At 67.0% G+C, this 23,736-nt stretch carries 20 protein-coding genes and 1 pseudogene; 13 read left to right on the top strand and 8 right to left on the bottom strand.

What is annotated here, in order from left to right; genetic code table 11:
• Positions 1-20 precede the first annotated feature (20 nt).
• Together J7I79_RS00485 and J7I79_RS00480 are read right to left on the bottom strand one after the other, a co-directional pair.
• On the bottom strand, positions 21-1,430 hold the full coding sequence (locus tag J7I79_RS00485) for an aldehyde dehydrogenase family protein (RefSeq protein WP_214948955.1): 1,410 nt from the start codon (positions 1,428-1,430) through the stop codon (positions 21-23).
• Positions 1,431-1,601: 171 nt separating this feature from the next.
• Entirely contained in the window at positions 1,602-2,195 is a 594-nt protein-coding gene (locus J7I79_RS00480) for a TetR/AcrR family transcriptional regulator (RefSeq protein WP_214948953.1), read from the bottom strand.
• A gap of 182 nt (positions 2,196-2,377) precedes the next feature.
• Here J7I79_RS00480 and J7I79_RS00475 point away from each other — a divergent pair, with 182 nt between their 5' ends.
• The 3 genes from J7I79_RS00475 (at position 2,378) to J7I79_RS00465 (ending at position 5,657) form a co-directional block, all read left to right on the top strand.
• Positions 2,378-2,722 carry a cupin domain-containing protein gene (locus J7I79_RS00475; protein WP_214948951.1) on the top strand — a complete coding sequence of 115 codons (345 nt, stop codon included), beginning with the start codon at positions 2,378-2,380 and terminating at the stop codon, positions 2,720-2,722.
• Between the two features lie 8 nt (positions 2,723-2,730).
• Positions 2,731-4,035 (top strand): NAD(P)/FAD-dependent oxidoreductase, encoded by a 1,305-nt coding sequence (locus J7I79_RS00470; RefSeq protein WP_214948949.1) that lies wholly within the window; start codon positions 2,731-2,733, stop codon positions 4,033-4,035.
• A gap of 146 nt (positions 4,036-4,181) precedes the next feature.
• Positions 4,182-5,657 (top strand): APC family permease, encoded by a 1,476-nt coding sequence (locus J7I79_RS00465; protein ID WP_214948947.1) that lies wholly within the window; start codon positions 4,182-4,184, stop codon positions 5,655-5,657.
• Here the strand turns inward: J7I79_RS00465 and J7I79_RS00460 are convergent.
• Positions 5,634-6,299, bottom strand: coding sequence for an AmiS/UreI family transporter (locus tag J7I79_RS00460; protein WP_214948945.1), 666 nt, complete (start codon positions 6,297-6,299; stop codon positions 5,634-5,636). The two genes, J7I79_RS00465 and J7I79_RS00460, sit on opposite strands and share 24 nt — an antisense overlap.
• 205 nt (positions 6,300-6,504) lie before the next feature.
• Between J7I79_RS00460 and J7I79_RS00455 the strand changes: the two are divergent.
• Positions 6,505-7,589 (top strand): annotated as a pseudogene (locus tag J7I79_RS00455) (hypothetical protein).
• A gap of 30 nt (positions 7,590-7,619) precedes the next feature.
• Here J7I79_RS00455 and J7I79_RS00450 read toward each other — a convergent pair.
• Both J7I79_RS00450 and J7I79_RS00445 read right to left on the bottom strand, forming a co-directional pair.
• The gene (locus J7I79_RS00450; RefSeq protein ID WP_214948943.1) at positions 7,620-8,579 is read right to left on the bottom strand and encodes a helix-turn-helix domain-containing protein; all 960 of its coding nucleotides are present in this window, start codon (positions 8,577-8,579) and stop codon (positions 7,620-7,622) included.
• 128 nt (positions 8,580-8,707) lie between these two features.
• On the bottom strand, positions 8,708-9,304 hold the full coding sequence (locus J7I79_RS00445) for a TetR/AcrR family transcriptional regulator (RefSeq protein ID WP_214948941.1): 597 nt from the start codon (positions 9,302-9,304) through the stop codon (positions 8,708-8,710).
• Positions 9,305-9,426: 122 nt separating this feature from the next.
• Between J7I79_RS00445 and J7I79_RS00440 the strand changes: the two genes are divergently transcribed.
• Together J7I79_RS00440 and J7I79_RS00435 are read left to right on the top strand one after the other, a co-directional pair.
• Positions 9,427-11,346: a primary-amine oxidase gene (locus J7I79_RS00440; RefSeq protein ID WP_214948939.1), complete on the top strand. Its 1,920-nt coding sequence runs from the start codon at positions 9,427-9,429 to the stop codon at positions 11,344-11,346.
• A 9-nt stretch (positions 11,347-11,355) separates the two neighbouring features.
• Positions 11,356-11,847: a hypothetical protein gene (locus tag J7I79_RS00435; RefSeq protein WP_251042225.1), complete on the top strand. Its 492-nt coding sequence runs from the start codon at positions 11,356-11,358 to the stop codon at positions 11,845-11,847.
• Positions 11,848-11,880: 33 nt separating this feature from the next.
• Here J7I79_RS00435 and J7I79_RS00430 read toward each other — a convergent pair whose 3' ends face one another.
• Positions 11,881-13,209: an MFS transporter gene (locus tag J7I79_RS00430; RefSeq protein ID WP_214948937.1), complete on the bottom strand. Its 1,329-nt coding sequence runs from the start codon at positions 13,207-13,209 to the stop codon at positions 11,881-11,883.
• 268 nt (positions 13,210-13,477) lie between these two features.
• Here J7I79_RS00430 and J7I79_RS00425 point away from each other — a divergent pair, with 268 nt between their 5' ends.
• A complete protein-coding gene (locus J7I79_RS00425) occupies positions 13,478-14,275 on the top strand; it encodes an IclR family transcriptional regulator C-terminal domain-containing protein (protein ID WP_214948935.1) in 798 nt (265 codons plus the stop codon).
• A 1-nt stretch (position 14,276) separates the two neighbouring features.
• Complete coding sequence (locus J7I79_RS00420; protein ID WP_214948927.1) at positions 14,277-15,209, top strand: threonine/serine dehydratase; 933 nt, start codon at positions 14,277-14,279, stop codon at positions 15,207-15,209.
• A gap of 23 nt (positions 15,210-15,232) precedes the next feature.
• On the opposite strand, the gene J7I79_RS00415 is transcribed toward J7I79_RS00420, so the two are convergent.
• Entirely contained in the window at positions 15,233-16,603 is a 1,371-nt protein-coding gene (locus J7I79_RS00415) for an LssY C-terminal domain-containing protein (RefSeq protein ID WP_214948925.1), read from the bottom strand.
• A 90-nt stretch (positions 16,604-16,693) separates the two neighbouring features.
• Positions 16,694-17,167 (bottom strand): sensor histidine kinase, encoded by a 474-nt coding sequence (locus J7I79_RS00410; RefSeq protein WP_214948923.1) that lies wholly within the window; start codon positions 17,165-17,167, stop codon positions 16,694-16,696.
• Positions 17,168-17,503: 336 nt separating this feature from the next.
• Between J7I79_RS00410 and J7I79_RS00405 the strand changes: the two genes are divergently transcribed.
• From J7I79_RS00405 to J7I79_RS00385, 5 genes are all read left to right on the top strand, one after another.
• On the top strand, positions 17,504-18,754 hold the full coding sequence (locus J7I79_RS00405; RefSeq protein ID WP_251042224.1) for a sensor histidine kinase: 1,251 nt from the start codon (positions 17,504-17,506) through the stop codon (positions 18,752-18,754).
• Entirely contained in the window at positions 18,747-19,427 is a 681-nt protein-coding gene (locus J7I79_RS00400) for a response regulator transcription factor (RefSeq protein ID WP_311380483.1), read from the top strand. The genes J7I79_RS00405 and J7I79_RS00400 overlap by 8 nt, the downstream gene beginning before the upstream one ends.
• A gap of 101 nt (positions 19,428-19,528) precedes the next feature.
• Positions 19,529-20,617, top strand: coding sequence for a DUF222 domain-containing protein (locus J7I79_RS00395; RefSeq protein WP_396020136.1), 1,089 nt, complete (start codon positions 19,529-19,531; stop codon positions 20,615-20,617).
• A gap of 385 nt (positions 20,618-21,002) precedes the next feature.
• On the top strand, positions 21,003-22,844 hold the full coding sequence (locus J7I79_RS00390; protein ID WP_311380482.1) for a histidine kinase: 1,842 nt from the start codon (positions 21,003-21,005) through the stop codon (positions 22,842-22,844).
• The gene (locus J7I79_RS00385) at positions 22,841-23,497 is read left to right on the top strand and encodes a response regulator transcription factor (protein WP_214948918.1); all 657 of its coding nucleotides are present in this window, start codon (positions 22,841-22,843) and stop codon (positions 23,495-23,497) included. The genes J7I79_RS00390 and J7I79_RS00385 overlap by 4 nt, the downstream gene beginning before the upstream one ends.
• The last annotated feature ends 239 nt before the right edge of the window (positions 23,498-23,736 follow it).

Here is a 23,736-nt window from a genome sequence, read left to right as displayed (position 1 = left end):
TCAGCTCCGCGCGGTGCGGCCTAGCCGTTGATCACCTGCGGAACACCGACGGCCTTCAGGCCTTCGACGCCGAATTCCAGGCCGTAGCCGGACTGCTTGGCCCCGCCGAAGGGGACGCGGGGGTCCACGGCGCCGTGCTTGTTGATCCAGACGGTGCCGGCCTCGATCCGGGCAGCGACCTTGCGGGCTGCGGCGAGGTCCGGGGACCAGACGGAGGCGCCGAGTCCGACGTCGAGCGCGTTGGCCATGGCGACCGCCTCATCAACCGTGCTGTAGCGGATGATCGGCAGGGCGGGGCCGAACTGTTCCTCGGCCACCAGCGGGTTGTTGTTGTCGATGTCGGCCACGAGAGTGGCGGGGTAGAAGTGGCCGGGCTGGTCCGGGTCCGGGTTGCCGCCGATGAGGATCCGGGCGCCGGAGTCCCGGGCGGCTTCAACGAGCCCGGCCACGATGTCGTACTGTGCCCTGTTCTGCAGCGGGCCCAGGACGTTGTTCTCGTCGAGGCCCACACCCATCGGCATCGCCTTCGCCACGGCAGTGAGTTCCTCGCACACGGCGTCGTAGATGTCGTCGTGGACGTAGAGGCGCTTCAGAGCCGCGCAGGTCTGGCCGGTGTTGATGAAGGCGCCCCAGAACAGGCCTTCGGCAATGGCTTTCGGGTCCGCGTCGGGCAGGACGATGCCTGCATCGTTGCCGCCGAGCTCCAAGGTGAGGCGTTTGACGGTGTCCGCGGAGGACCTGATGATCGACCGGCCGGCGTCGGTGGAGCCGGTGAACATGACCTTGCCGATGGCCGGGTGTTCGGCCAGCCGGGCGCCCACCTCCCGGTCCCCGGAGACGACGGTCAGGAGGCCTTCGGGGAGTTCCTCGTTGAGGACCTTGGCGAGGGCCAGGACGGAAAGCGGGGTCATCTTGGAGGGCTTGACCACGACGGCGTTACCCATCCGGAGGGCAGGAGCGATCTGCCAGATGGTGATCATCATGGGCCAGTTCCAGGGGCCGATTGCTCCGACGATTCCGATGGGCTTGTAGTGCAGTTCGGCGTAGGTTTCGCCGTCGTCCACCACGACTTCCGGGTCGAGCGGCGTGGTGGCGGCGGCACGCAGCCAGGCGGCGCAGGCGCCGACTTCGAAACGTGCGTTGGGGCCGTTCAGGGGCTTGCCCTGCTCACGGGAGAGCAGCCGGGCGAGCTCTTCGGCGGAGCGTTCGACGGCGTCGGCCGCCTTGAGCAGCGCGGCGGACCGGGCTTCGTGGCCCAGGGCAGCCCACGCCGGCTGCGCGGCGCCGGCAGCCTTGATGGCGGCCTCGAGGTCCTCAACGGTGTGGACGGGGGCCTCGCCGACAGCAGTGCCGGTGGCGGGGTCAAGGATGGTCCGGGTTTCGCCGGTGGCCGGGGTGATCGAGGCCAGGAGGGCGTCGTAGGTTTCCAAGGGGTACTCCACTTCGAGTAGGCGATGCGCACCGGCCGGCGTGGCCTGAGGCTATGCCTCGAGTCTGCCCGGCCGCACTCAAGGGCGTCTTGGATATCCGCGAAGAGCTGTTGTGCGGGAGCGAACGCCTGCGCGTCCGGAGCGCACCTCGCCTGCTCGTCCGGGCACACCTTACGGTCGCGTCCCGGGGCCGATCCGGAGCAGGAGCACGTCGTGGACCTCGTCAAGGGACGCCGCAATGGCTGACCGATCGACGCCTGCCAGGTACTGGAGGACCAGGCCGTCGAGGGCGGCGAAGAGCGTGCGGGCCACCACACGCACGTTGGTTGTCAGGCCGGCGGCGCCGAGTCCGGCGGCCAGGGCATCGACATAGCTTTCGTAGAGTGCGGTAACCGCTTCGGAAAGCTCGGGCCGGCGCCGCGCCTCCAGGATCATCTCGTACTGGAACACCTGCAGTTCGGGTTCAGCCAGCAGTTCGTCCAGCAGCGTCTCGGTAAACGAGTGGCCCAGCGCGGCCGCCTCGCGCAGCCTGGAAGCACTGATGGACTGCTCAGTGGCCCAGCCCAGGGCCGCGGCGATCAGTGCGTCGCGGGTTCCGAAGTGGTGGGCAACGAGCGTGTTGTTGACGCCGGCTGCTTCCGCCACCGAGCGGTAGGTCAGCCCCCGCAGTCCCTTGCGTGCCACGACGGAGACGGCGGCGCGGAGCAAGGCCTCCTTGCCCGTTCCGTACTTTGACGGCGGGGCGGTGGCAGCGGATGACTTCATGAACCGAGTCTAGCCAGTGCCCAGCAGCCCGGGCGGCGTTATTGACTTAAACTATGCAAGTGCTTAGATTGATGTGATTGGTGATGCGGCTCACTTTTCAGCCCGCCCGCAGCCCCACCCCATCCCAACCCACACCCCGCCCGGCCGAACCGCCGGAGCGCGCCGTCAGCCCTGGAGCCAACGTGTCAGAATCCCCTGCTTTCACGACTTCGTCCGTCCTCGATCCGTCCAAAAATGAACCCTTCGAACTTGGCCAGGTCCAGTGGGTCCGCCGCCTGGGGGAGGGCGACCGTCCCGGCCTGGCCAGCGGCTACTGGCACGTGACGCCAGGGGAGGCGCCGGAGCCCTTCGACTTGCTGATCGAAGCCGATGAGACGATTTCCATCGTCGAAGGGCACCTGCGCATCGAGGTGGAAGGCGGGGAAACTTACGATCTCACCGCCGGCGGTGCCGCATCCTTCAACAGGGGTGCCCGCACCAGGTGGGCGGTCCTCGCTCCCACGGTCGAATTCTTTGTGTACTCCTAGGGGCCGGCGTGGAAAACGAACTGTACGACGTCGTCGTGGTGGGTGCGGGCTTCGCAGGTCTCACGGTAGCCCGCGAACTCAGCAGGCAGGGCCTGTCCGTCCACATCGTGGAGGCGCGGGACCGGATCGGGGGCCGGACCTGGCTGGACCACCGGCTGGGACGGGACCTGGAAATCGGCGGTACGTGGGTGCACTGGACCCAGCCGTATGTCTGGGCGGAGCTTACGCGCTACGGCCTGGACACCACGCCCAGCCCCGAGCCGGAGCGTGCATTCTGGTGGGCGGACGGCCGACGTCACGAGGGCGGGCCGGAGGAGTTGCTCGGGCTCATCGGCCAGACCAACGCGCTGCTGGTCCAGGACTCCCGCAAGTATTTCCCGGAGCCCTACCGGCCCCTGGCCAACGACGACTTCAAGGCGATCGACGACGTGTCCGTCCAGGAGAGGATCCGCGAGCAGTTCCCCGCCGGCGGACCACGGGACATCCTCGAATCCTTCTGGGCCCTGAACTTCAACGGTCCGCTGGACGACGCGGCCCTGACCCAGGCCCTCCGCTGGGTTGCCCTGACCAACGGCGACTGGGCGGTGAGCTTCGAAGCGTGCGCCACGTACAAGATCGTTGGCGGCACGGCCGCCCTGGCGGACGCGATGCTGGCGGACTCGGGGGCCAGCATCGAGCATGGTTTCACGGTTGAAGCCATCACGGATGACACGGCAACCGTGGGCATCCGCAGCACTGACGGGCTGACGGTCCGGGCCAGGACCGCGATTGTGACGGTTCCGCTCCACGCCCTCAAGACCATTGACTTTGAGCCGCCCCTGCCGCCGGCCAAGGCCGAAGGCGCGAGTCTTGGCCAGGTGTCCAAGGGTGCCAAGGTCTGGCTCAGGCTTCGGGGCGAACATGCGCCCTTCGTAGCGCTGGGCGGCGCCGACTGGCCCCTCAATTTTTTCCAGTTTGAGTACGCGCTCGACGGCGACACGATCGCCGTCGGGTTCGGTCCTGACGCGTCGAAGATTGACGTTGAGGACCCGGCGGCCGTCCAGGCGCAGCTGGAGCGCCTGGTGCCCGGCGCCGAGGTGGTGGACGTGGCCAGCCACAACTGGGTCGCGGATCCGCTGTCCGGTGAGACGTGGCCCATGCACCGCACCGGCTTCCTGTCGACCCATCTCCCCGCCATGCAGGCGGCGCATGGCCTGGTCCTGTTTGCCGGTTCCGATATCGCCAACGGCTGGTGCGGGTTTATTGACGGGGCAATCGAGAGCGGCATGGGGGCCGCCTTGGACGCTGCCATTGCGCTTAGGAACAACAACTGATCGCTGCAAGACAAACCGCCAGCCGGCGGCAAGTGCCATGCTGGAATTCACGGCGAACCCCGGCCGGGCCCGGCACCCTTCCCAAGCTCTCTCCCCGGAACACCCCAGCACATTCCCCAGCACTCATGACCGTTAAGAAGGATCCAATGAGTATTTCGAATCCCGAATCCCGGACCGCAGAACCCGGGTCCCGCCAGGAACACTCCACTGCACTGCGCGCAGGCAGCATCGGCGTCCTGGGCATCCTGTTCTTTGTCCTGTCCGCGCAGGCACCGCTGACCGGAATCGTCGGAGCAGCACCGCTCGCGGCCGCACTCGGCAACGGTGCCGGCGCCCCGGGCGCCTACCTTGTCGTCGGCATCGTCATTGTGATCTTCGCCGTCGGCTTTGTGGCCATGAGCCGCAAGGTACAGACCAACGGCGCCTTCTACGCCTACGTCACCGCAGCGTTCGGACGCAAGATCGGTGCCGGCGCTGCCTGGTTAGCCCTGCTGGCCTACAGCACGGTGCAGGCGGCAATGTACGGATTGTACGGAGCGGCCTTCTCCGGCCTGCTGGCCTCCGCCGGGATTGCGGTTCCGTGGTGGCTGCTCGCGCTGGTCACGATGGCCGGCGTCCAGGTCCTGGGATCCATGAACATCGAGCTGGGCGCCCGCGTCCTTGCCGTACTGGTGGGCCTGGAAGTGGCCATTCTCCTGATGTTCGGTTTCTCTGTCCTGTTCAAAGGCGGCGGCCCGGAGGGGCTGGACTTCGCAGCCTCGTTCGCGCCGGAAGCCATCGCCAGCGGAGCTCCCGGGGTTGCCATCATGTTCGCGGTGGCCTCCATGTTCGGCTTCGAATCGACGGCCATCTACTCCGCCGAGGCCAAGGACCCGCACCGGACCGTTGCGCGGGCCACCTATCTCTCCGTGGGCATCATCGCCGTCTTCTTCTCCTTCATCACCTGGATGCTGGTCAGCTTCTACGGTCCGTCCCAAGTCGTCGGCGCAGCAGGGGCAGCCCTCGAATCCGGCGACGCGACCTCGTTCGTGATCGGCCCGATCGTTGAGATGTTCGGACCGTGGGCCGGAGTGACCGCCGGCGTCCTGCTGGTGACGTCCCTGCTGGCCGGCATCATCGCGTTCCACAACGGCATCAACCGCTACCTCCACTCGCTGGCGCTGCGTGGCTCCATGCCCGCCGTCATCGCCAGGACCAACAAGCACCGTGCGCCTGCCACTGCGGCCTGGATCCAAACGGTGGTCGCCGCACTGCTCGTGTCGCCGTTTGCGCTGCTGGGACTGGACCCGGTGCTGACGCTCTTCTCCTGGTTCAGCGGCCTTGCCGTCGCGGCACTGCTGGTGCTGTACATGCTGTCCTCCCTCGCCGTCGTCGGCTACTTCCGCCGGGAACGCGTGACCGGACGGCAGTGGCAGACCTTCATCGCCCCGGTGCTCGCGTCCGTGCTGCTGGCGTGGGTGCTCTACCTGGTGGTCAGCAACTTCACGTCCCTCATCGGCGGAAGCGCCGAAACGGCCGTTGGCCTGCTGGTGGCCGTCCCCGTGATTTTCCTGGCCGGAGTGCTGGTCGAGATCCGGGTGGAGAAGCGGGCCCGGAACCTAGACCTTGAGTTCGCCGGGTAACGGACTTTCGACGGCGACGGCGACGGCGGCGACGGCGGGGCGGGCGGCGGTTTGGTGCCGCCCGCGCCAGGCGAGGCCGCCGGCAAGCAGCAACAGCGCCAGCAGCGACACGGCCGCTCCCGCGGCAATCTCCGGTTCGCCGGGCCACCGGCCGGTCAGTCCCATAAATGCCGGCACCGTGGCAGAGGCCTGGCTGGTGAGGACAAGGGACCAGCCGATGAGCGGTGTGAGGCGCTCCATGCCCAGCGCAAGCTGAAGGTAGAACAGCAGCCACAGGTAGGTCCAGCACAGCCAAAGGACGGCCAGCAGCGGGTCCTCCCCGGACCAGGCTGCGGCAAGCAGGAGGCCGCACAGGCCCACCATCCCGCAGAACCAGCCGAGCCCCCTGGACCCGAGCCCCAGCAGGAAATCCAGGCCGACGTACACGTAGGTCAGTCCAAACAGGAACATCCCGGATGCTCCGAGGAGCAAATGCAGGCCGCCGTCGCCAGTAATCCCAAGGTACGTGACGCCGAGGACCAACTGGGTGCCGCCGATGACCAGGCTGAATACGGCAGCGTCCCGGCGGGGGAGGAGATCCAGCGCCGCAAGGCCGTTGAGCAGCAGCGCGGCTCCGGAGAGAAGCAGGCAAATGTGGGCCATCAGAAATCCCTCGCCGGAGCCGGAACCGCGGCCGTAACTTTCGTTTCATGGAAATTAAATGTCACAATACGGAGGTTAGCGGAAGGCTGATTGGGCATGCGTGGCCCGCGCAGTCACAAATGGATATGTTGAAGTTTCAATAAAAGGGTGCCGGCGCGGCGTATGCCGGAGACTTTCCGCGCCCGGTTCGACTTGAGGAATCATCATGGATGCACGGCTCGAGGTCATCAGGGACACCGTCCTGGCCAGGAACCCCGGAGAAGCCGAGTTCCACCAGGCCGTGACCGAGGTGTTCGATAGCCTCGGCCCGGTCCACGACCGCCACCCCGAATTCCTTGAAGGCGCGGTGCTGGAGCGGCTGTGCGAGCCCGAACGCCAGATCATCTTCCGGGTGCCGTGGACGGACGACTCCGGCCGGGTGCAGATCAACCCGACGTGCCGGCGGGCGACATCGGCGTGGGCGGCCGCGAAATCGGCTACCTCTTTGGCCAGTACAAGCGCATCACCAACCGCTACGAATCCGGCGTCCTGACCGGCAAGGGCATCTCCTGGGGCGGCTCGCTGGTGCGGCCCGAAGCTACCGGCTTCGGCACGGTGATCTTCACCGGGGAGATGCTGAAGACCAGGGGCTCGTCCTTCGACGGTCAGCGCGTGGTGGTCTCCGGCTCCGGCAACGTGGCCATCAATGCCATCGCGAAGGCCCAGGCGCTTGGCGCCACCGTAGTGGCCTGCTCCGATTCCTCCGGCTACATCGTGGACGAGGCGGGAATCGACGTCGGCCTGCTTCGCCGGATCAAGGAAGTGGAACGCGGACGCCTCAAGGACTATGAGGTCCGCCGCCCCGGAGTCTCCTATGTCGACGGCGGCTCGGTGTGGGACGTTGACGCCACGGTGGCGCTGCCGTGCGCCACCCAGAACGAGCTCGACGGCGACGCTGCCGCCCGGCTGGTCCGCAACGGGCTGCTCGCCGTCGGTGAAGGCGCCAACATGCCGTCCACCCGGAAAGCCGTGGCGGTGTTCCAGGAAGCCGGTGTGCTGTTCGCGCCGGGCAAGGCCGCCAATGCGGGCGGCGTGGCCACATCAGCCCTCGAGATGCAGCAGAACGCGAGCCGCGACTCCTGGTCCTTCGAGCACACCGAGCAGCGCCTCGCGGACATCATGGTGGGCATCCACGACCTCTGCGCCCAGACCGCCGACGAATACGGCGAGCCCGGCAACTACGTGCTGGGCGCCAACATCGGCGGCTTCGTCAAGGTTGCCGACGCCATGCTCGCGCAGGGCCCGATCTAGGCGCTCTGGCGCCCTGGCGCAGGGCCTGGTCTAGGCGCCGCGCCGCCAGTCGCTGGGGGATTCGCCGAAAGCGTCCCGGAAGGAGCGGCTGAAATGCGCCGCGTCCAGGAATCCCCAGCGGGCGGCGACGGCACCGACGGACGTCCCGGTGTGCAGCGGGTCCCTCAGGTCGCGCCGGATGCGGTCGAGCCGCTGGCTCCGGATCCAGCTGGCCACGGTGGCGCCGGACTCATGGAAGACATTGTGCAGATGCCGCGTGGAGATGAAGTGTGCCGCCGCGATGCTGGCCGGTGACAGCTGCGGATCGGCCAGGTTGGCCTCGATGTATTCGCGGACCGACGTGGCCAGCAGCACCTGGGGCTTCATGCTGTCCGCCGCCATGTCCAGTTCCGAGTGAAGCATCGTTGAGACAAGATCAAGGGCGTTGGCGGCAAGTCGGGACCCGCTGGGGCCGCTGAGCAGCTCGGGGTTGGCCGCGAGCTGGGCAATGAACGGGCCAACGATGCCGGTCACGCCACTGCCGCCGGCCAGGCAGACCGCGGAAAGCTGGCCCACGTAGTCCGGCGGGAGCGTCAGTGCGTCGTGGGGGAACATCACCACCATCATCCGTGCCTGCTCTTCGAAGGCGAGCGTGTACGGCCGGTTCGTGTCGTAGATGGCGAGGTCGCCGGGGCGCAGCACAGCCTCGCGGTTGTCCTGGATGAGGAGGCCGGTGCCTTCCAGCTGGAGATTGAGCTTGAAATAGCGCTGGTCGGACTGCGCCAGCAGGGCCGGTGTGCGGTGGACGCTGTGGGACGTGGCCGAGACCTCCACGACGCCCATGCGGTCCAGCACGCGGGACCGCATCCGGCCGCGGAATGTGTCCGGGTGGTCGGTCTCCGCCGCCAGTGGCACAAAGGACTCCGCCACGAGGTGTCGCCAGTGGTCAAACGACGTGGCCACGCTGGAGGTGAGGTCCTGGCCCGCGGGGCGGGCGGTAGTTGCAGACATGGATGTTCCTGACGCCGGTCGGCCATCTGTATGTTGTCCCCCAAGGCTGTGTCCTACGACACAGTCATTTCAGGTTAGCGCCGAACTTCCGCCATGTCATTCTTTTTTCGACAGTTGTCGAAAAAAGATTATCCGCCGGCCGCAAGCAGCGTCAGGAAGGCGTCCAGCTGGTCAGCCAGGCCCGGATCCGCCCGGCCTTCGGGGGCGAGGGCGGCGGCAATCTGCGCGCCGAGCAGCATGTTCAGCAGGTGGCCGGCGACGGCTGAGTCGTCGACGGCGGCGCTGACGGTTCCGTGCTCTCTGGCCTCGGCCAGGTATCCCAGGATGGAGGCGTGCCACTGCTCCATGGACTCGCGGTGGATGGCGGCCTTCCCGGGATCGTTGATGGCCTTTTGCCAGAACGGAACGACGATCCGCGCTTCATTGACGCGCTCGGAATCCAGCGGCAGCACCTCAACGCAAAACGCCTTCAGTGCCGGAATCCCGGCCTTGCCCGCGGTCACTTCCCTGATCCGCTCGTTGGTCCGGTTGAAGACGTGCCCGAACGCGAATGTCAGCAGGGTGTCCTTGGTGGGAAAGTATGGCTTCAGGGCACCGTTGGCGAAGCCGGCCTCCAGGGCGATCTCCCGCATGGTGGCGCCCTCAATGCCCAGCCTGGCGATGATCCGCCAGGTTGCATCCACCAGTTCCAGCCGACGCTCGTCATGGTCAACAATCTTTGGCACGCTGGCGCTCCCCCGGAACTTTTTTGTGTCGAACCCTTGTGGTCCATCTTACGGACGGTTTATTCTCTACAACTATAGAAAATAAAAATCCGACCTGCCAAGGTCCCGGACAAAAGGCCGTCATGACACCCTCCATAACTGACACGCTTACGCCGTACCGCCTTGCAACGGGCGCTGAAATCACCGAGGTCCAGGGCATTCTTCGCGCCGGGGGACTGCTTGGCCCGGAGAAGCGGATCGCCTACCTCGGCCTGCTGGACCCGACCCGGGACGCGGCGCCGGATGCGGAGGACCGGCGCTTCCGGGTGTTCATCCACGATGTGTCCGGCGGACGCCCTCTGGACGTAACTGTCTCCGCCACGGGCGGCGCGGTGACCTCCGCCGTCGAACTCGACACCGCAGTAACGGGCGAACTGCCCGTCCTGGAAGATGAATTTGAAGTCGTCGAGGAACTCCTGGCGTCCGACGAACGCTGGCTCAAGGCCCTCGCGGACCGCGGGCTGGACGTCGGCAAGGTCCGCGTTGCGCCGCTGTCCGCCGGCGTCTACGAATACCCCGAGGAGAAGGGCCGCCGCATCCTCCGCGGACTGGCCTTTGTGCAGGAGTTTCCCAAGGACAGCGCCTGGGCGCATCCGGTGGACGGCCTCGTGGCGTACGTCGACGTCGTCAGCAAGGAAGTCACGCAGGTCCTGGACCTGGGGGCCGTCCCGGTTCCGGCGGAGCACGGCAACTACACCGATCCGGAACTCACCGGCCCGTTGCGCACCACCCAGAAGCCCATCAGCATCACCCAGCCCGAAGGACCCAGCTTCACGGTCACCGGCGGCAACCACGTTGAGTGGGAAAAGTGGAGCGTCGACGTCGGCTTCGACGTCCGCGAGGGCGTGGTGCTGCACAACCTCGCCTTCCAGGACGGCGAGCGGAAGCGCCCCATCATCAACCGGGCCTCCATTGCCGAGATGGTGGTTCCCTACGGCGACCCGTCCCCGATCCGGTCCTGGCAGAACTACTTCGACACGGGCGAATACCTTGTGGGCCAGTACGCCAACTCGCTCGAACTGGGCTGCGACTGCCTCGGTGAGATCACCTACCTCAGCCCGGTGATCAGCGACGCGTTTGGCAACCCGCGCGAAATCCGCAACGGCATCTGCATGCACGAAGAGGACTGGGGCATCCTGGCCAAGCACAGCGACCTCTGGTCCGGCATCACCTACACCCGCCGCAACCGCCGGCTGGTGATCTCCTTCTTCACCACCATCGGCAACTACGACTACGGCTTCTACTGGTACCTCTACCTCGACGGCACCATTGAATTCGAGGCCAAAGCCACCGGCGTCGTGTTCACCAGTGCCTTCCCCGAAAGCGGCTCGGACAACATTTCCCAGCTGGCCCCGGGGTTGGGCGCACCGTTCCACCAGCACCTCTTCAGCGCGCGGCTGGACATGGCCGTCGACGGCTTCACCAACCGGGTTGAGGAGGAGGACGTGGTCAGGCAGCCCATGGGCGAAGGAAACGAACGCGGCAACGCGTTCTCGCGGAAGCGGACTGTCCTGGCCCGAGAGTCAGACGGCGTCCGCGAGGCCGACGCCCGCACTGGCCGAACCTGGATCATTTCCAACCCGGAATCGCGCAACAGGCTGGGCGAACCCGTGGGCTACAAACTGCATGCCCAGAACCAGCCCACGCTGCTTGCCGATCCGGAGTCCTCCATCGCCCGCCGGGCGGCGTTCGCAACCAAGGACTTGTGGGTCACGCGGTTTGCGGAGGACCAGCGTTACCCCACGGGGGATTTCGTGAACCAGCATTCCGGCGGTGCCGGCCTGCCGGCGTACATTGCCCAGGACCGGGAGATTGACGGCCAGGACATCGTGGTGTGGCACACCTTCGGGCTGACCCACTTCCCCCGGATCGAGGACTGGCCGATCATGCCCGTGGACACGGTGGGCTTCAAGCTGCGCCCGGAAGGCTTTTTCGACCGCAGCCCCGTGCTGGATGTGCCGGCGGGTTCGCCGCCGGCCGCCGGCGGCCACTGCCACGGCTAGGCCCGCGCCATGACAGCCCTGCGGGGATGGGGCGCTGCCGGCCCCATCCCCGGGCCCCTCCGGCCAAAACCTGTCCTCCGGCCGCGGCCCGTCTTCCATCCGCGCATGGTTGCCGCGGCGACTGCCGCCTCCTGCCTGGTGCATCTCTGGCTCGTCGCGGGCAACCACCACGGGCCCTGGCTGAAACTGCTGATGCTCGCGATGGTGGGAGTCTGCCTGCCGTGTGCCGTGCATATCTGGCGCGACGGCCGGGTGGGTTCCCTGCGGCAGGTGATGGCATGCGGGCTGGCGATGACGGTGCTGCACGCCGTCCTGCTGCTGGGAGCGGCCGGTTCCGGCAGCGGGGCATCCGGCCACAGCCACGGGGCGGCCGCGCTTCCGGCGGCAGCTGCCGGATCCGCGGCCGGTTCGGCCGCTGGCGGGCTGCTGGCCGTCATTGCCCTGGAAATTACGACGGCGCTGCTCGCCGCCACGCTGCTGGCCCGGCTCCGGCGGCGGTGACTTGGGGGACCTGGGACTTAGGGGACCGGTTACTTAGCGGACCGGGTTGCCCAGTTCGCGCAGCGGCGTCTTGTGGGTTTCGCGGGCCCACAGTGCACCGGCGACCGCCAGCAGTGACGACGCCGCAACGATCCACGCCGCCGGACCCCAGTTGGCCTTGGCGGCACCCACAAGCGCGGTTCCCAGCAACGGCGTGAAACCGGCGCACAGGATGCCGACCTGCAGTCCGATGGCCATGCCCGAGTAGCGTACCTTCACGTTGAACAGCTCGGAGAACCACGCAGGGTAGATCGCGTTGGACATGGCGTAAGTGCCGGCGGTGATCAGGGTGCTGGCGAGGAAGATCATCGGAATGTTGCCGGTGGAGATGACCGAGAAGTACACGAAGATCATGGCGCCGGATCCGAGGACTCCGGCGATAAAGACCGGACGCCGGCCGAACTTATCCGACAGCGCTGCCATGAGGGGCTGGGTGGCGATGGCGATGACGTTGCCGAGGATGCTGACCCAGAGCATGGTGGAGGCAGGGACGCCGACTGAGACGGCGTAGGCCAGGCCGAAGGACTGCATAAAAGTGTTGGTGACGGTCTCGAAGGACATCAGGGCCACCTGGAAGAAGTGGGCCGGGTGCGTTTTGAACATCTTGGCGAAGGGCAGCTTCACCAGTTCGCCGTGATCGTGCTTCTCCTCGAAGACCTCTGGTTCCTCCAGAGAACGGCGGACCATGTACGCCACGAAGAGCACGATGACGGAGAGCCAGAACGGGATGCGCCAGCCCCATGCGAGCCGGTCAGCCTCGTTCATGGCGGCCACCGGCAGGAAGGCCAAGGAGGCCAGCACGATGCCGAAGGAAATGCCGCTCATGGCGAAGCTGGCAAAGAAGCCCCGCCGGCCGGCGGGGGCTTCCTCCGTGGTCAGGGCCGAGGCTCCCGCGGTTTCTGCGCCCGCCGAGAGGCCTTGCATGAGGCGGAGCAGCACCAGCAGGGCGGGCGCCCAGTAACCGGCGGTGTTGAAGTCCGGCAGGACACCGATCAGGAACGTGGCAGCACCCATGAGAACGAGGGTGAGGACCAGGGTTGCCTTGCGGCCGATCTTGTCGCCGAGGTGGCCAAAGAAGACTGCGCCAAAGGGGCGGGCTACGTAGGCCACGCCGAAGGTGGCAAAGGAGGCGAGCAGCGCCACGGTGGCCTCACCCGACGGGAAGAAGATCTTCGAAAAGATCAGCGATGCTGCCGTGGCGTAGATGAAGAAGTCGTAGTACTCAAGGGCACCGCCGAGGAATGCTGCCAGCGCGGCCTTCTTGGCCCGCTTGAGCTTGCGCTGCGCCTCTGCGATCTCGGCCGTGGTTGCAAGATTGGTCATTCTGATGGTCCTTCCACACTGAAAGACAGTTGCTCCGGTGCATGGATGCGATCTGATTTGTGCGCATTACGAACAGCTGTGCGATATGCGACTATGGAATAGCGTACCGCAGAGTGAGGTGCCTCACAACGCCTCCCGACTGCGTCTCCCAACTGAGAGGTGCCACCATGGAAATTCCGCGGCGGGTTATCCGGATATGATCGGAATAAGCCTGCGGCCAAGCGCCCGCGGGGGCCGACGATGAGCTTCAGGGAGGGCAATCGATTCCATGGCGGAGCAACCCGCGTACTTCGTGAAGTCGGTGGAGAAGACCTTTGACGTGCTGCGGGCCTTCACCCCGGACGAACCCCGCCTGACCGTCTCGCGGGTCGCCGCGAAGTCGGACATGACCAGGGCCTCCGCCCGGAGGTTCCTCCTGACGCTGGCGGATCTGGGCTACCTTCGCGCCGACGGCGCCTACTTCGAACTGACGCCCAGGTCGCTGGACATCGGGCAGTCCTTCCTGGCAAACCTGGCGCTCCCCAGGATCGCGGAGCCGCACCTCAAGTCGCTTGCCGCGGACCTCAACGAGACAACGTCGCTGTGCATCCTCGACGGCACGGACGTTGTCTATGTCGCGTGCGTACCGTCACCACGGCTCCTGAGTGTCTCCATCAGCGTGGGCACCAGATTCCCGGCCTGGGCCACGTCCATGGGACGGGTGCTGCTGGGTGCGCAGTCCGACGCCGAGCTGCGAACGTACTTCGATTCCGTCCAGCTGCAGCGGTTCACCGAGCGCTCGATCGGAACCCTCGACCAGCTGCAGGCCGAAGTGGAACAGGCCCGGGCCAAGGGATGGTCCATGGTTTCACAGGAGCTGGAGGAAGGGCTCCGCGGAGTCGCCGTCCCGGTCTGGCGCGGCCACGACGTCGTCGCCGCCGTCAACGTGTCCCTGCAGACCCACAGGGCGCCCGCGGACGCGATCGAAAAAACAGTCGTCCCGCTCCTGCAGGATGCCGCACGGCGGATCGGCCACGATTACGGCGGACGCGCCACTGAACCACACAACACTTCAACCCGGGGATGAAATGATCACACGCACTGACGTCGATGAAGCCGCTGCCAGGATTGCGGGGCTGGTGCGCCGCACGCCCGTCATCGAAGCGGACAGTGGGAGCTTTCCGGGGAACGTCTGGCTGAAGTGCGAGTTCATGCAGCACACCGGAACGTTCAAGGCCCGGGGTGCGTTCAACCGGGTGCTTGCCTGCCGCGAGCGGGGGGAGCTGAAGGAGGACGTGGGCATCGTGGTGGCCTCCGGCGGCAACGCGGGCCTCGCCAACGCCTATGCCGCGGCCCGGGCCGGAGTGCCGGCCGCAGTTTTTGTCCCCGAGACCGCTCCCGCCATGAAGGTGAAGAAGCTCCGGGAATCCGGAGCATCCGTCATCCAGCGGGGTGCTGAATACGCCGTTGCCTACGACGCCGCCATCGCGTATGCGGCTGAAACCGGCGCCGTGTACTGCCACGCCTACGACCAGCCGGAGATCGCCGCAGGTGCCGGCACCGTCGGTTCGGAACTCCTGGAACAGCTGGGCGGCCTGGACACCGTGCTGGTGGCGGTGGGCGGCGGGGGACTGATGGCCGGGATCGCGGCCGCCGTCGAAGGCCTGGCCAATGTGGTGGGCGTGGAGCCCGCCGCGGCTCCCACTCTCCACGCCGCGCTGAAGGCGGGAGAACCGGTGGATGTTGCCGTCGCCGGCGTCGCCGCCGACTCACTCGGGGCACGGCGGATCGGACAGATCGGCTATGACGTCGCGGTCAGGACCGGTGTGAAGAGCGTGCTGGTGTCCGACGACGAGATTGTCGCCGCGCGCTCGCAGCTGTGGGCCGACTACCGGATGGTCGTGGAGCACGGCGCGGCGTCAACCTTTGCCGCCCTGACCTCGGGGGCCTACGTCCCGGCGGACGGTGAACGCGTTGCCGTGATCCTGTGCGGCGCCAATACGGACCCGTCCACCGTCTGATTTTCCAAGCCAAACCTCAGCGCTCAGATCGCTGCGCGGCCTCCGGGCCGGGCCGAGATCCGCTTTGGTTCCTTGCGGTCCCGGCGGGCATAGACGCGGGACCGCTGGCTGGACAGGGCGAGGATGAGCAGGATGTCCAGTGTGAGGCCGGGGAGGTTGGTCTGCAGGGTGACGCCGGGACCTCCGTTGGCCACATCGATGACCTGCAGGCCGATCGCGACGGTGCTCACGGCCATGGTAAGCGTGCGCGCCCAGTTCCGTCCCAGGAAAACGAGCCAGGCCAGCAGCAGTTCGGCGAGCGCAAAGAGCACCACGACGGCCAGGCCGGCGTAGAGCACCAGCTGCGCCTGGTCCGCGGTCAGCCCTGAGCCGGAGCCATTGCCGGAGCCTCCAGCGGGCTGAAGGAGCGGTTCCAGGTGCTCTTCGGGGAACAGCACGAAGGACATGGCGAGAGCGGCCGCCGCCAGTGCGCGGCCGGCGACGAGGGCGGCGCCGATGATGGTGGGGGCGGGGCGCCTGTTCCGGCTGTCGCTCGGGAGCCGGGGAACGGCCACGCCGAGCACCGGTGTTCCGCGCAGGTCAACGATGGGAAGGTCGCCATCGGTGGCGATTTCATCGCCGCCGCCGTTGCGGGTGTGGTAGCCGGTGGAGAAGTCCCGGATCACCCGGACGGCAGCCGACGGGTCGGCGTCGGAAACGGACCTGACGATATGGTCGCGTTCATCGTCCGTGTGTTCGTCGATCTTGTGCGTGATCTGGAGCGTGAACAGCGAAAAGCCGACGCTGCGGTCGTAAGTACCGGCGGCCAGCCAGTCCACGGCCACGCCGCCGGGGAGCAGCCAGCCGGGCGGGCAGTGCCAGAAGCGGACGTGGTGCCGTTTGCCGGGGCTTCCGTCCACTTCCTGCTGGTACGCGAAGTCCTGCTGGCGGCCGAACAGGAAGAGGGGGCTGACCGGAGCCTCAAGGTAGCTGCGGCGCAGGACCGTGGACGTGATGATCCTCCAACTGCTGGCCAGGGTCATGTCATCGGCGACGGTCCAGCCCGCCAGTCGCATGACCCGGTGGAGCTGTCCTTCGGAACCGAGCAGGGCAACGTTGACGGGATCCCCGAGCAGGCCGTCGCTGGTGCGGGCGCGTCCGATGAAGTAATCGGGCACGTACACGCGGGTCAGGATGGAGTGGAGCCGGGGCAACACGAGGTAGGCGAGCATCGCCCAGAAGATGAACGTGAACCAGATCTGGCCCCAGCCCCACTGGAAACTGAGCTCAACGAGAAGATAGGTCAACCAGACGGCGGCGACACCACCGACCAGGAAGAAGATCCTGTCCCATACGGTATCCAATGCGGTGCGCGATACGCCCGCGACAGGGACCTTCACCGCAGGCCTGGTCATGAGCAAAATGATACTGGAGCCGGTAGTTGGTTCCGTGGGCGCAGCGGCCCGGGCTCAGATGCATGGTGATCCCCCCAGAGAATCGTGTGGTTAGTCCAGCGGAAGCGTGACCGTGACGCAGGTTCCCTTGCCGGGGGCTGCGTCGACGGTTACGGTGCCGCCGGCTTCGTGGACCGCGATGGACATCAGGAGCAGTCCGAAGCCCTGCTGCCGGTTGCCGGTGTGGTCGTTGCGGTCAAACCCGGCGCCGTTGTCGGCCACTATCAGCCGGATGCCGTGGTGCACTGCAGCGAGCCGGACGGTCAGTTCGGTGGCGCCCGCGTATTTGAGTGCGTTGCTGAGGGCTTCCTGGGCAACGTGGTAGAGCAGCGCGGCACTGCCGGCCGGTATCTCGATGCCGTGGTGCGGGGTCTCCCACCGGACCGAGGTCCCCTGCTCCCGGAGCGGGGCGGCGAGCCGGTCTATGCAGCCGGCGAGCCCGAGGGCGTGGAAATCCACCGGACTCTGATCGGTGATGACACCGTGGATCGCGGTGACCTCGTTATCAGCTGGAGCCTTTTTCATGGCTAGTCCTGCTTCCTTGCAGCCTGTGATGCTTTCTTCTCACGGGTGCTGGGTTCCCGCCTGGATGTTATGACTCAAGGGTGGAACGAAAGAATCAGGGACTCCGCGAGGTTGACGCAATTTTGGCTCAAGTTCCAGGGTCACTGGCCCGAAGGATGAATCTGCTGGCTTTGAGGTTGAGCTCAGGCAGAAATGGCAGCCATTGACACCGGTGCGCCGCGGCGCGTGGATAGGGTGACAGGCATGGAACCACTTCTGAAATCAATGCGGCATTGGGGCGCCCCTGTGGCGGCCGTTCTTTTCTTCGCACTGTGGTGCGTTGGCGAAGCAGGAAGGATGGGGCCGTGGCCCGGACTCAACGTCTGGCCAGGAACAGTGCCGCTGGCGCTGATGACGTTGGCCATCGCCGTGTCGGTGTGGCAACCTCTCGCCTCCCTCGCCCTGACGGCGCTCCTGCTGATCGGCCAGTTCCTCTACGTCATCCCGGCGATGTATTCGAACCACTGGGCAATTTACATCGGATCGTTCATTGCCCTGGCATTCATCCTGTGGACCGCGGGCAAACGGACAGTCATCATTGCCGTTTCGGCCAACGCGGTCTTTATCGTGGCCATGACGTTCCTGATGATCTCCTGGCGGTACAGCTACGGCGTGGGCTGGTTCTACCCCCTGTACGGCGGCGACCGCGTGGCCCTCCAGGTCCACGGCTGGCAGCTCGTCTCCGTCCTGACACTCATCGCCGCGGGCTGCGCCGCCGTCGGCCTCGCTCTAAAGCTGTACCAGGAACGCGGCAGCCTGTTCCACGCCCGGAACATTGCCCAGGCGGGCCTGAAGGAAGCGGAAATCGACCTCATCGTGGAGCAGGAACGGACGCGCATTGCCCGGGATCTTCATGATGTCCTGGCCCATTCCCTGGCAGTCATCGCGGCCCAGGCCGACGGCACGCGCTACCTGAGTTCAGACCAGCCCAAGGCCGTGCTCAACGCCCTGGAGAATATCGCCAGCTCAGCCCGCGGTGCCCTCGTGGACGCGCAGCGCGTCATCGAAGGCGTCCGCGACGACGGCATGGTTGCGCCCCAGCCCCGGCTCAGTGACGTGGCCCCGCTGGTCGCCAGGATGCGGCAGGGCAGCCTGGCGATCCACCGCAGCGAATCGGGCTCTCCGGTAGAGCTGACCGCCGGCCAGGAGCTGGCCGTGTTCCGGATCGTCCAGGAGTGCCTCACCAACGCACTGAAGCACGGCGGCCGCGGCACCGCTGTTCGGCTTCATTTTGACTGGAGCGGTCCCGGGCTGGCGCTGCATGCGGCGTCAGCGTTGGCGGCCGCCGGGACGGCAGGTGAAGCTGACGGCCCCGAGCGGGTGGGGCGGGGTATACCCGGTATGCGGGAGCGGGCGCACTTGGCCGGGGGCTGGTTAACGGCCGGGCCGGATGGCGAGCAATTCCGGGTGACAGCATTCGTCCCGTACGGGCTGCACGCCGCTGGTGCCGGCGGCGCGGATGACCGGGAGGCCACAGGACCGGAACGGGCGGAACTGGAAGCGGCGCCACTCGAAGACGCCCGGCCGGAAGCGGCCGTCCGTGGCTGATGCCGCAGGGCGCATCTCGGTGGCGCTCGTGGACGACCAGCCCCTCTTCCGGGCCGGAATCCGGATGCTCATCGAGAGCCAGGCGGACATGGAGCTTTCGGGGGAGGCGGGCGACGGCGAAGAGGCAGTGGCGCTCGCGATGGAACGGAACCCTGACGTCATGCTGATGGACCTGCGGATGCCAGTGCTCGACGGGGTCACCGCCACACAGCGCATCCTGCAGCAGGCGGGTTCCGAAGGCGGGATCAAGCCAAAGATCATCGCCCTGACCACCTTCAACCGCGACCAGGCGGTGGTGGACGCCGTCCAGGCCGGGGCCAGCGGATACCTGCTCAAGAGCGCGGAACCTGAATTCCTCCTGGCGGCCATCCGCACTGTCCACTCCGGCTACTCCGTCATCGCGCCAGGCTCCGTCCATGAGCTTTTTCAGCATGCAGCCCGCACCTTGCCCTCCGCGGGACCGGACCTCTCCGTCCTCGAGGTGCTGTCAGCGCGTGAACGCGATGTCTTCCTGCTGGCGGCCAAGGGTCTGGCAAACGCTGAAATGGCTGACAGCCTGTTCGTCTCCGAGGCCACCATCAAAACGCACCTGCGCAGCGTGCTGGACAAGCTGGGACTCCGCACCAGGCTCCAGCTCGTTGCCTTCGCCTACGAACGGCGGCTGCTGGGGTAGGGCGTGGCTTGAAGCCCCGGCGCACGGTGTCAGTCGATGCAGAGCCGCAGCACAATCCGGGCGTCGGCCTTAATGTCAGGGGTGGCTGTCATGCTGTGGGTATGGACAGCAGCGCAGCAGTGGAGACGTTGGAGGACATCAGTGCCTCCGCCGCTGCGCTGGCTGTTGCGATCCGCCAACGAACGCACCACCCGAGTCAGGGTGGTGCTGGCCCGCTTCGGGAACTGGCGGACGTGTTTCTTGACGGGCTGGCCGAGGCGGCCAGGATGGAGGCCCGAACGGCCGCCCTGAAAGTGCGCTTGGCCGCCGGATACGCCATCGCCGCCGGGGCCTTGGCGCCGCCGGCTGTGTCCCCTCAGGACAACGCCGCACGGGAAATGTCCGTGACCGCCGAGGTCGCCTGCGCACTGACCATCAGCGAACGCAGCGCCGGTGCCCTGCTGTCCGAGGCCAGCACCCTGACCACGGTGTTGCCACTGACTTTGGCCGCGCTGCAGGCCGGCACCGTGTCGTGGCAGCATGCCAGGGTGTTGTGTGATGAAACCACCGGGCTGGAACCCTCGGCCGTGGCGGCGCTGGAGGCGCATTTCCTGGACCCGGACACCCCGAACCCGGCGCGGGGCTGCCCGGCCGGGGACCTGACGCCCGCACGGTTCCGGGCAAAGGCACGCACCTGGCGGGAGCGGCACCACCCGGTGAGCCTCGAAGCACGCCACCGCAGGAGCGCCGCGGACCGGCGGCTGGAGTACTTCCCGGACCGGGACGGGATGGCCTGGCTGTCCGCCTACCTTCCCGCCGATACCGCGGCCGGGATCTGGGACCGGACCACCACCGCCGCACGCGCACTCCAAGGCCCCGCCGAACCCCGCACGCTCACCCAACTGAGGGCCGATGTTGCCGCGGCGTGGTTACTCATGCCAGCAAACGCGGTTGACGGGGCTGACGGTGCCCCTGCGGGTTCCGGGCGGACAGGTGATGTCCCGTCACCTGGGGCGCAGGTCCTCGTCACCGTTCCGGTGTTCTCGTTGCTTGGCCTGACCGGGGAACCGGCCGTGACGGACGCTGCCCATTCCCGGGCTGCAGCAACCACTCCCTGGACAACGACGCGGATCACCTCCTGGCCTGGTCTGACGGCGGCGGAACCGGAATCAGCAACCTCGGCCAGCCATGCCGGAGGCACCACCGGCTAAAACACGCCACAGCATGGAAACCGATTGGAGCCACCCGCGACAACCCGCCCGGCTGGACCTCACCCACGGGACGCTCCTACCGCAGCGAACAACAGGACTGGGAACCGCCCGACTGGCCGGACTGTGTGGGCGAAGGCCGAAATTGGGAGCTGCCCGACTGGCCGGACCTGACGGACCGACCAGGCAGTCCCGCGGGCTCAGTGGGTCTGGGTCTGTCATTGCCTGTGGATCCCCTGCCTGTGGATCCCTTGCCCGGCTGGGCGCAATTCACGGCGGCCTAGGATCGCCCGTGCCTCGGATACCTTGGCTGCCTCGGACTATGGCTCCGAACTATGGCCCGCCGCCGGGCTACGTGGGATTCTTAAGCTTGGCGGAGGGAAGCACCGTGACTCCCAAGCAACTGATACTTATAGTGGCTGCCACCGTGGGCGTCCTGGCCCTGGTGCTGATCTCGATCGACTGGCGGCCGGCTGCCCTGCAGGATCCCGCCCGGACGCTGGGAGTCCTCAACGCCCAGGGAGTGATCCGCTGGGGCGAAAATCCGGACCGGCCGCCGTTCTCCGTCTTGGAGCTGTCCCTGTTCATCGCGGTGGGGCTGGCCTTTGTCCTGGCGGGAGTGACTGCGTGGCAGACCCGGCCCAACCGGAACCCCGGACTGCTCCTGGTGGTCGCCGGGCTGCTGTGGCTGGCTGCCGGCGTGCGGCGGTCCAGTGATCCGGTCCTGTTTACGGTGGGCGTGGGGCTGACGCTGATGTACCAGCCGCCGCTGCTGCAGCTGGCCCTGAGCTTCCCGTCGGGTGTGCTGCGCTCACGGGTGGAACGGGCTGCGGTGATCTTCTTCTTTGCTGCATGGGCTGTTGTCGCAGCGGCCAGCTGGGCGTTTTTTGATCCGCGGCTGCACATCGCCGCCGGGCAGTCGACGTCCCGGAACCTGCTGCTCATGTGGGACAGCCCGCAGCTCACCAACACCATCGGGGACGCGGCCAGGATTGTCCAGGTGGGCGTCGGCCTGGCCATCGTGGCCGTCCTGGTGTCCCGCTGGCGGTCCGGTTCACCGGCGTACCGGGCGGCGTTCCTGCCACTCTGGCTGGCCGTGATCATCAAGACGGCATCCACCGTCTGGGTGTCCCTGGCTGTGGTCCAGCTGACCGGCTCACTCTCCAACGAGGCCCTGCTCTGGCAGTACCCGGCGACCGCCATCGTCCCCCTCGCCGTCCTGCTGGGCCTGTGGCGTTACCGGTTCGCCCGGGGTGCGCTGGGCGACCTGATGGTGGAGATCGGGATGGCCCCGGTCAGTGACCGGCTCATCCGCGCCCTGCGCAGATCGGTCCGGGATCCCACCCTCAGCCTGTGGCGGTGGTCGCCGTCGTTGTCCGGATTCGTGGACGACGACGGCGTGCCCCGCGCCGTGCCGGAGGACGGATCCGGGCGGGCGGCCATGGTGTTGGAACGCAACGGCACGCCCGTCGGTGCGCTGGTCTTCGACGAAGCCCTGAGGGACCAGCCGCAGCTGCTGGCCGCCGTTCGGAGCGCCACCTCACTGGCCCTGGACAACCAGAACATGGAGCAGCAGTTGCGGGACCAACTGGTCGAGGTACGCCGCTCCCGGGAACGGATCGTCACCGCCGGGGACGCCCGGCGCCGTGAGCTGGAACGGGACCTCCACGACGGCGCGCAGCAGCGTTTGGTTGCCGTATCCATGGACCTGGCCAGGGCGCGGCGTGCCGCGAGCCCTGTGGAGATGAAGGAGCTGGTGGACCACGCCAGTGACGTGCTTGCCGTAGCCCTGGCCGAACTGCGTGAGCTGGCCAGGGGCGTCTATCCGCCGTCGCTGCGGGAAAGGGGCCTGGCCGGCTCGCTCACGGCGCTCGCGGAGCGCTCCGCACTGCCCATCCAGCTGGAGGTCGACCTGCCGCAGAGGCCCCCGCCGCAGGTGGAACTGGCGGCGTATTTCATCTGCGCCGAGGCCGTGACCAATGCTGCCAAGCACTCCCGCGCCTCCACCCTGCTGATCGGCGTCGAAGGCACAGAAACCGAAATCGGCCTCCGCATCACGGACAACGGGATCGGCGGGGCCAGCGCAGGCGCCGACGGCGGCCTGCTGGGACTGGCCGACCGGGCGGCGGCACTGGGTGGCTCCCTCGCTGTCACCAGCCCGGAAGGCCGCGGAACCACCGTGGCTGCAACGCTGCCGTTCTTGGCAGATCCAACGGAGGACATGCCATGAAACTGCGCGTCGCCATTGCGGACGACTCGGCGCTGCTCCGCCGGGGACTTGCCGCCCTGCTCAGTTCCGAAGGGTTGGAGGTGGTCTGCGAGGCCGCGGATGCCCAGGAACTCCTGGAGTGCGTTGCCGCCCTGCGGCCGGATGTCGCCGTCGTCGACATCCGCATGCCTCCAACCTTCACCACTGAAGGCATCCAGGCCGCCACGGCCATCCGACGCGACCGGCCCGGAACGGGGGTCCTGCTGCTGTCCCAATACGTGGAAACCGAAAATGCAATGTCGCTCTTCGGGAACGGAGCGAAAGGTTTGGGCTACCTCCTGAAGGAGCGGGTCTCCGACATCGACGACTTCATCGATGCCCTGCACCGAGTGGCGGCCGGCGGCGTGGCTGTCGATCCGGAACTGGTGGCCCGTATGGTGGCCCGGCCGCATAACGGCCAGCAGCGGGACGACGAACTCAGCGGCCGGGAGCGGGACGTCCTCGAACTGATGGCCGAAGGGCGCACCAACCAGGCAATCGGGAAGACCCTGTTCCTGGGAGAGCGGACGGTGGAAGCCCACATCCGGAGCATCTTTCTGAAGCTCGGGCTGCGGCCGGAACCCGAGGACCACCGCCGGGTCCTTGCCGTGCTCACCTACCTCCGCCAGCAATAGCAAACCGGCGGCAGCCCCTTTCGGGGCGGTCGCCGGTTCGTTGGCCAGGACCGGCTAGGAGACTGCTGAATTAGTGGGCTTCTTGGCTGCTGGCCATTGGTTTTCTTCTTATGGCAGCGGTGTGAGTCTGACCGTACGGGATCTGATGGGGCTTCCGCGCAGGTCGGTGACCGTCCGTGAGGGCTTTGCGGGCCTCGTGTGGGCTTCTCCTGATCCTGGCAGGTTGGGCGGTTGTCTGT

This window comes from Arthrobacter sp. ISL-69 (assembly GCF_018613775.1).
GTDB lineage: Bacteria > Actinomycetota > Actinomycetes > Actinomycetales > Micrococcaceae > Arthrobacter.
This window is presented reverse-complemented; position numbering and strand designations above follow the sequence as displayed.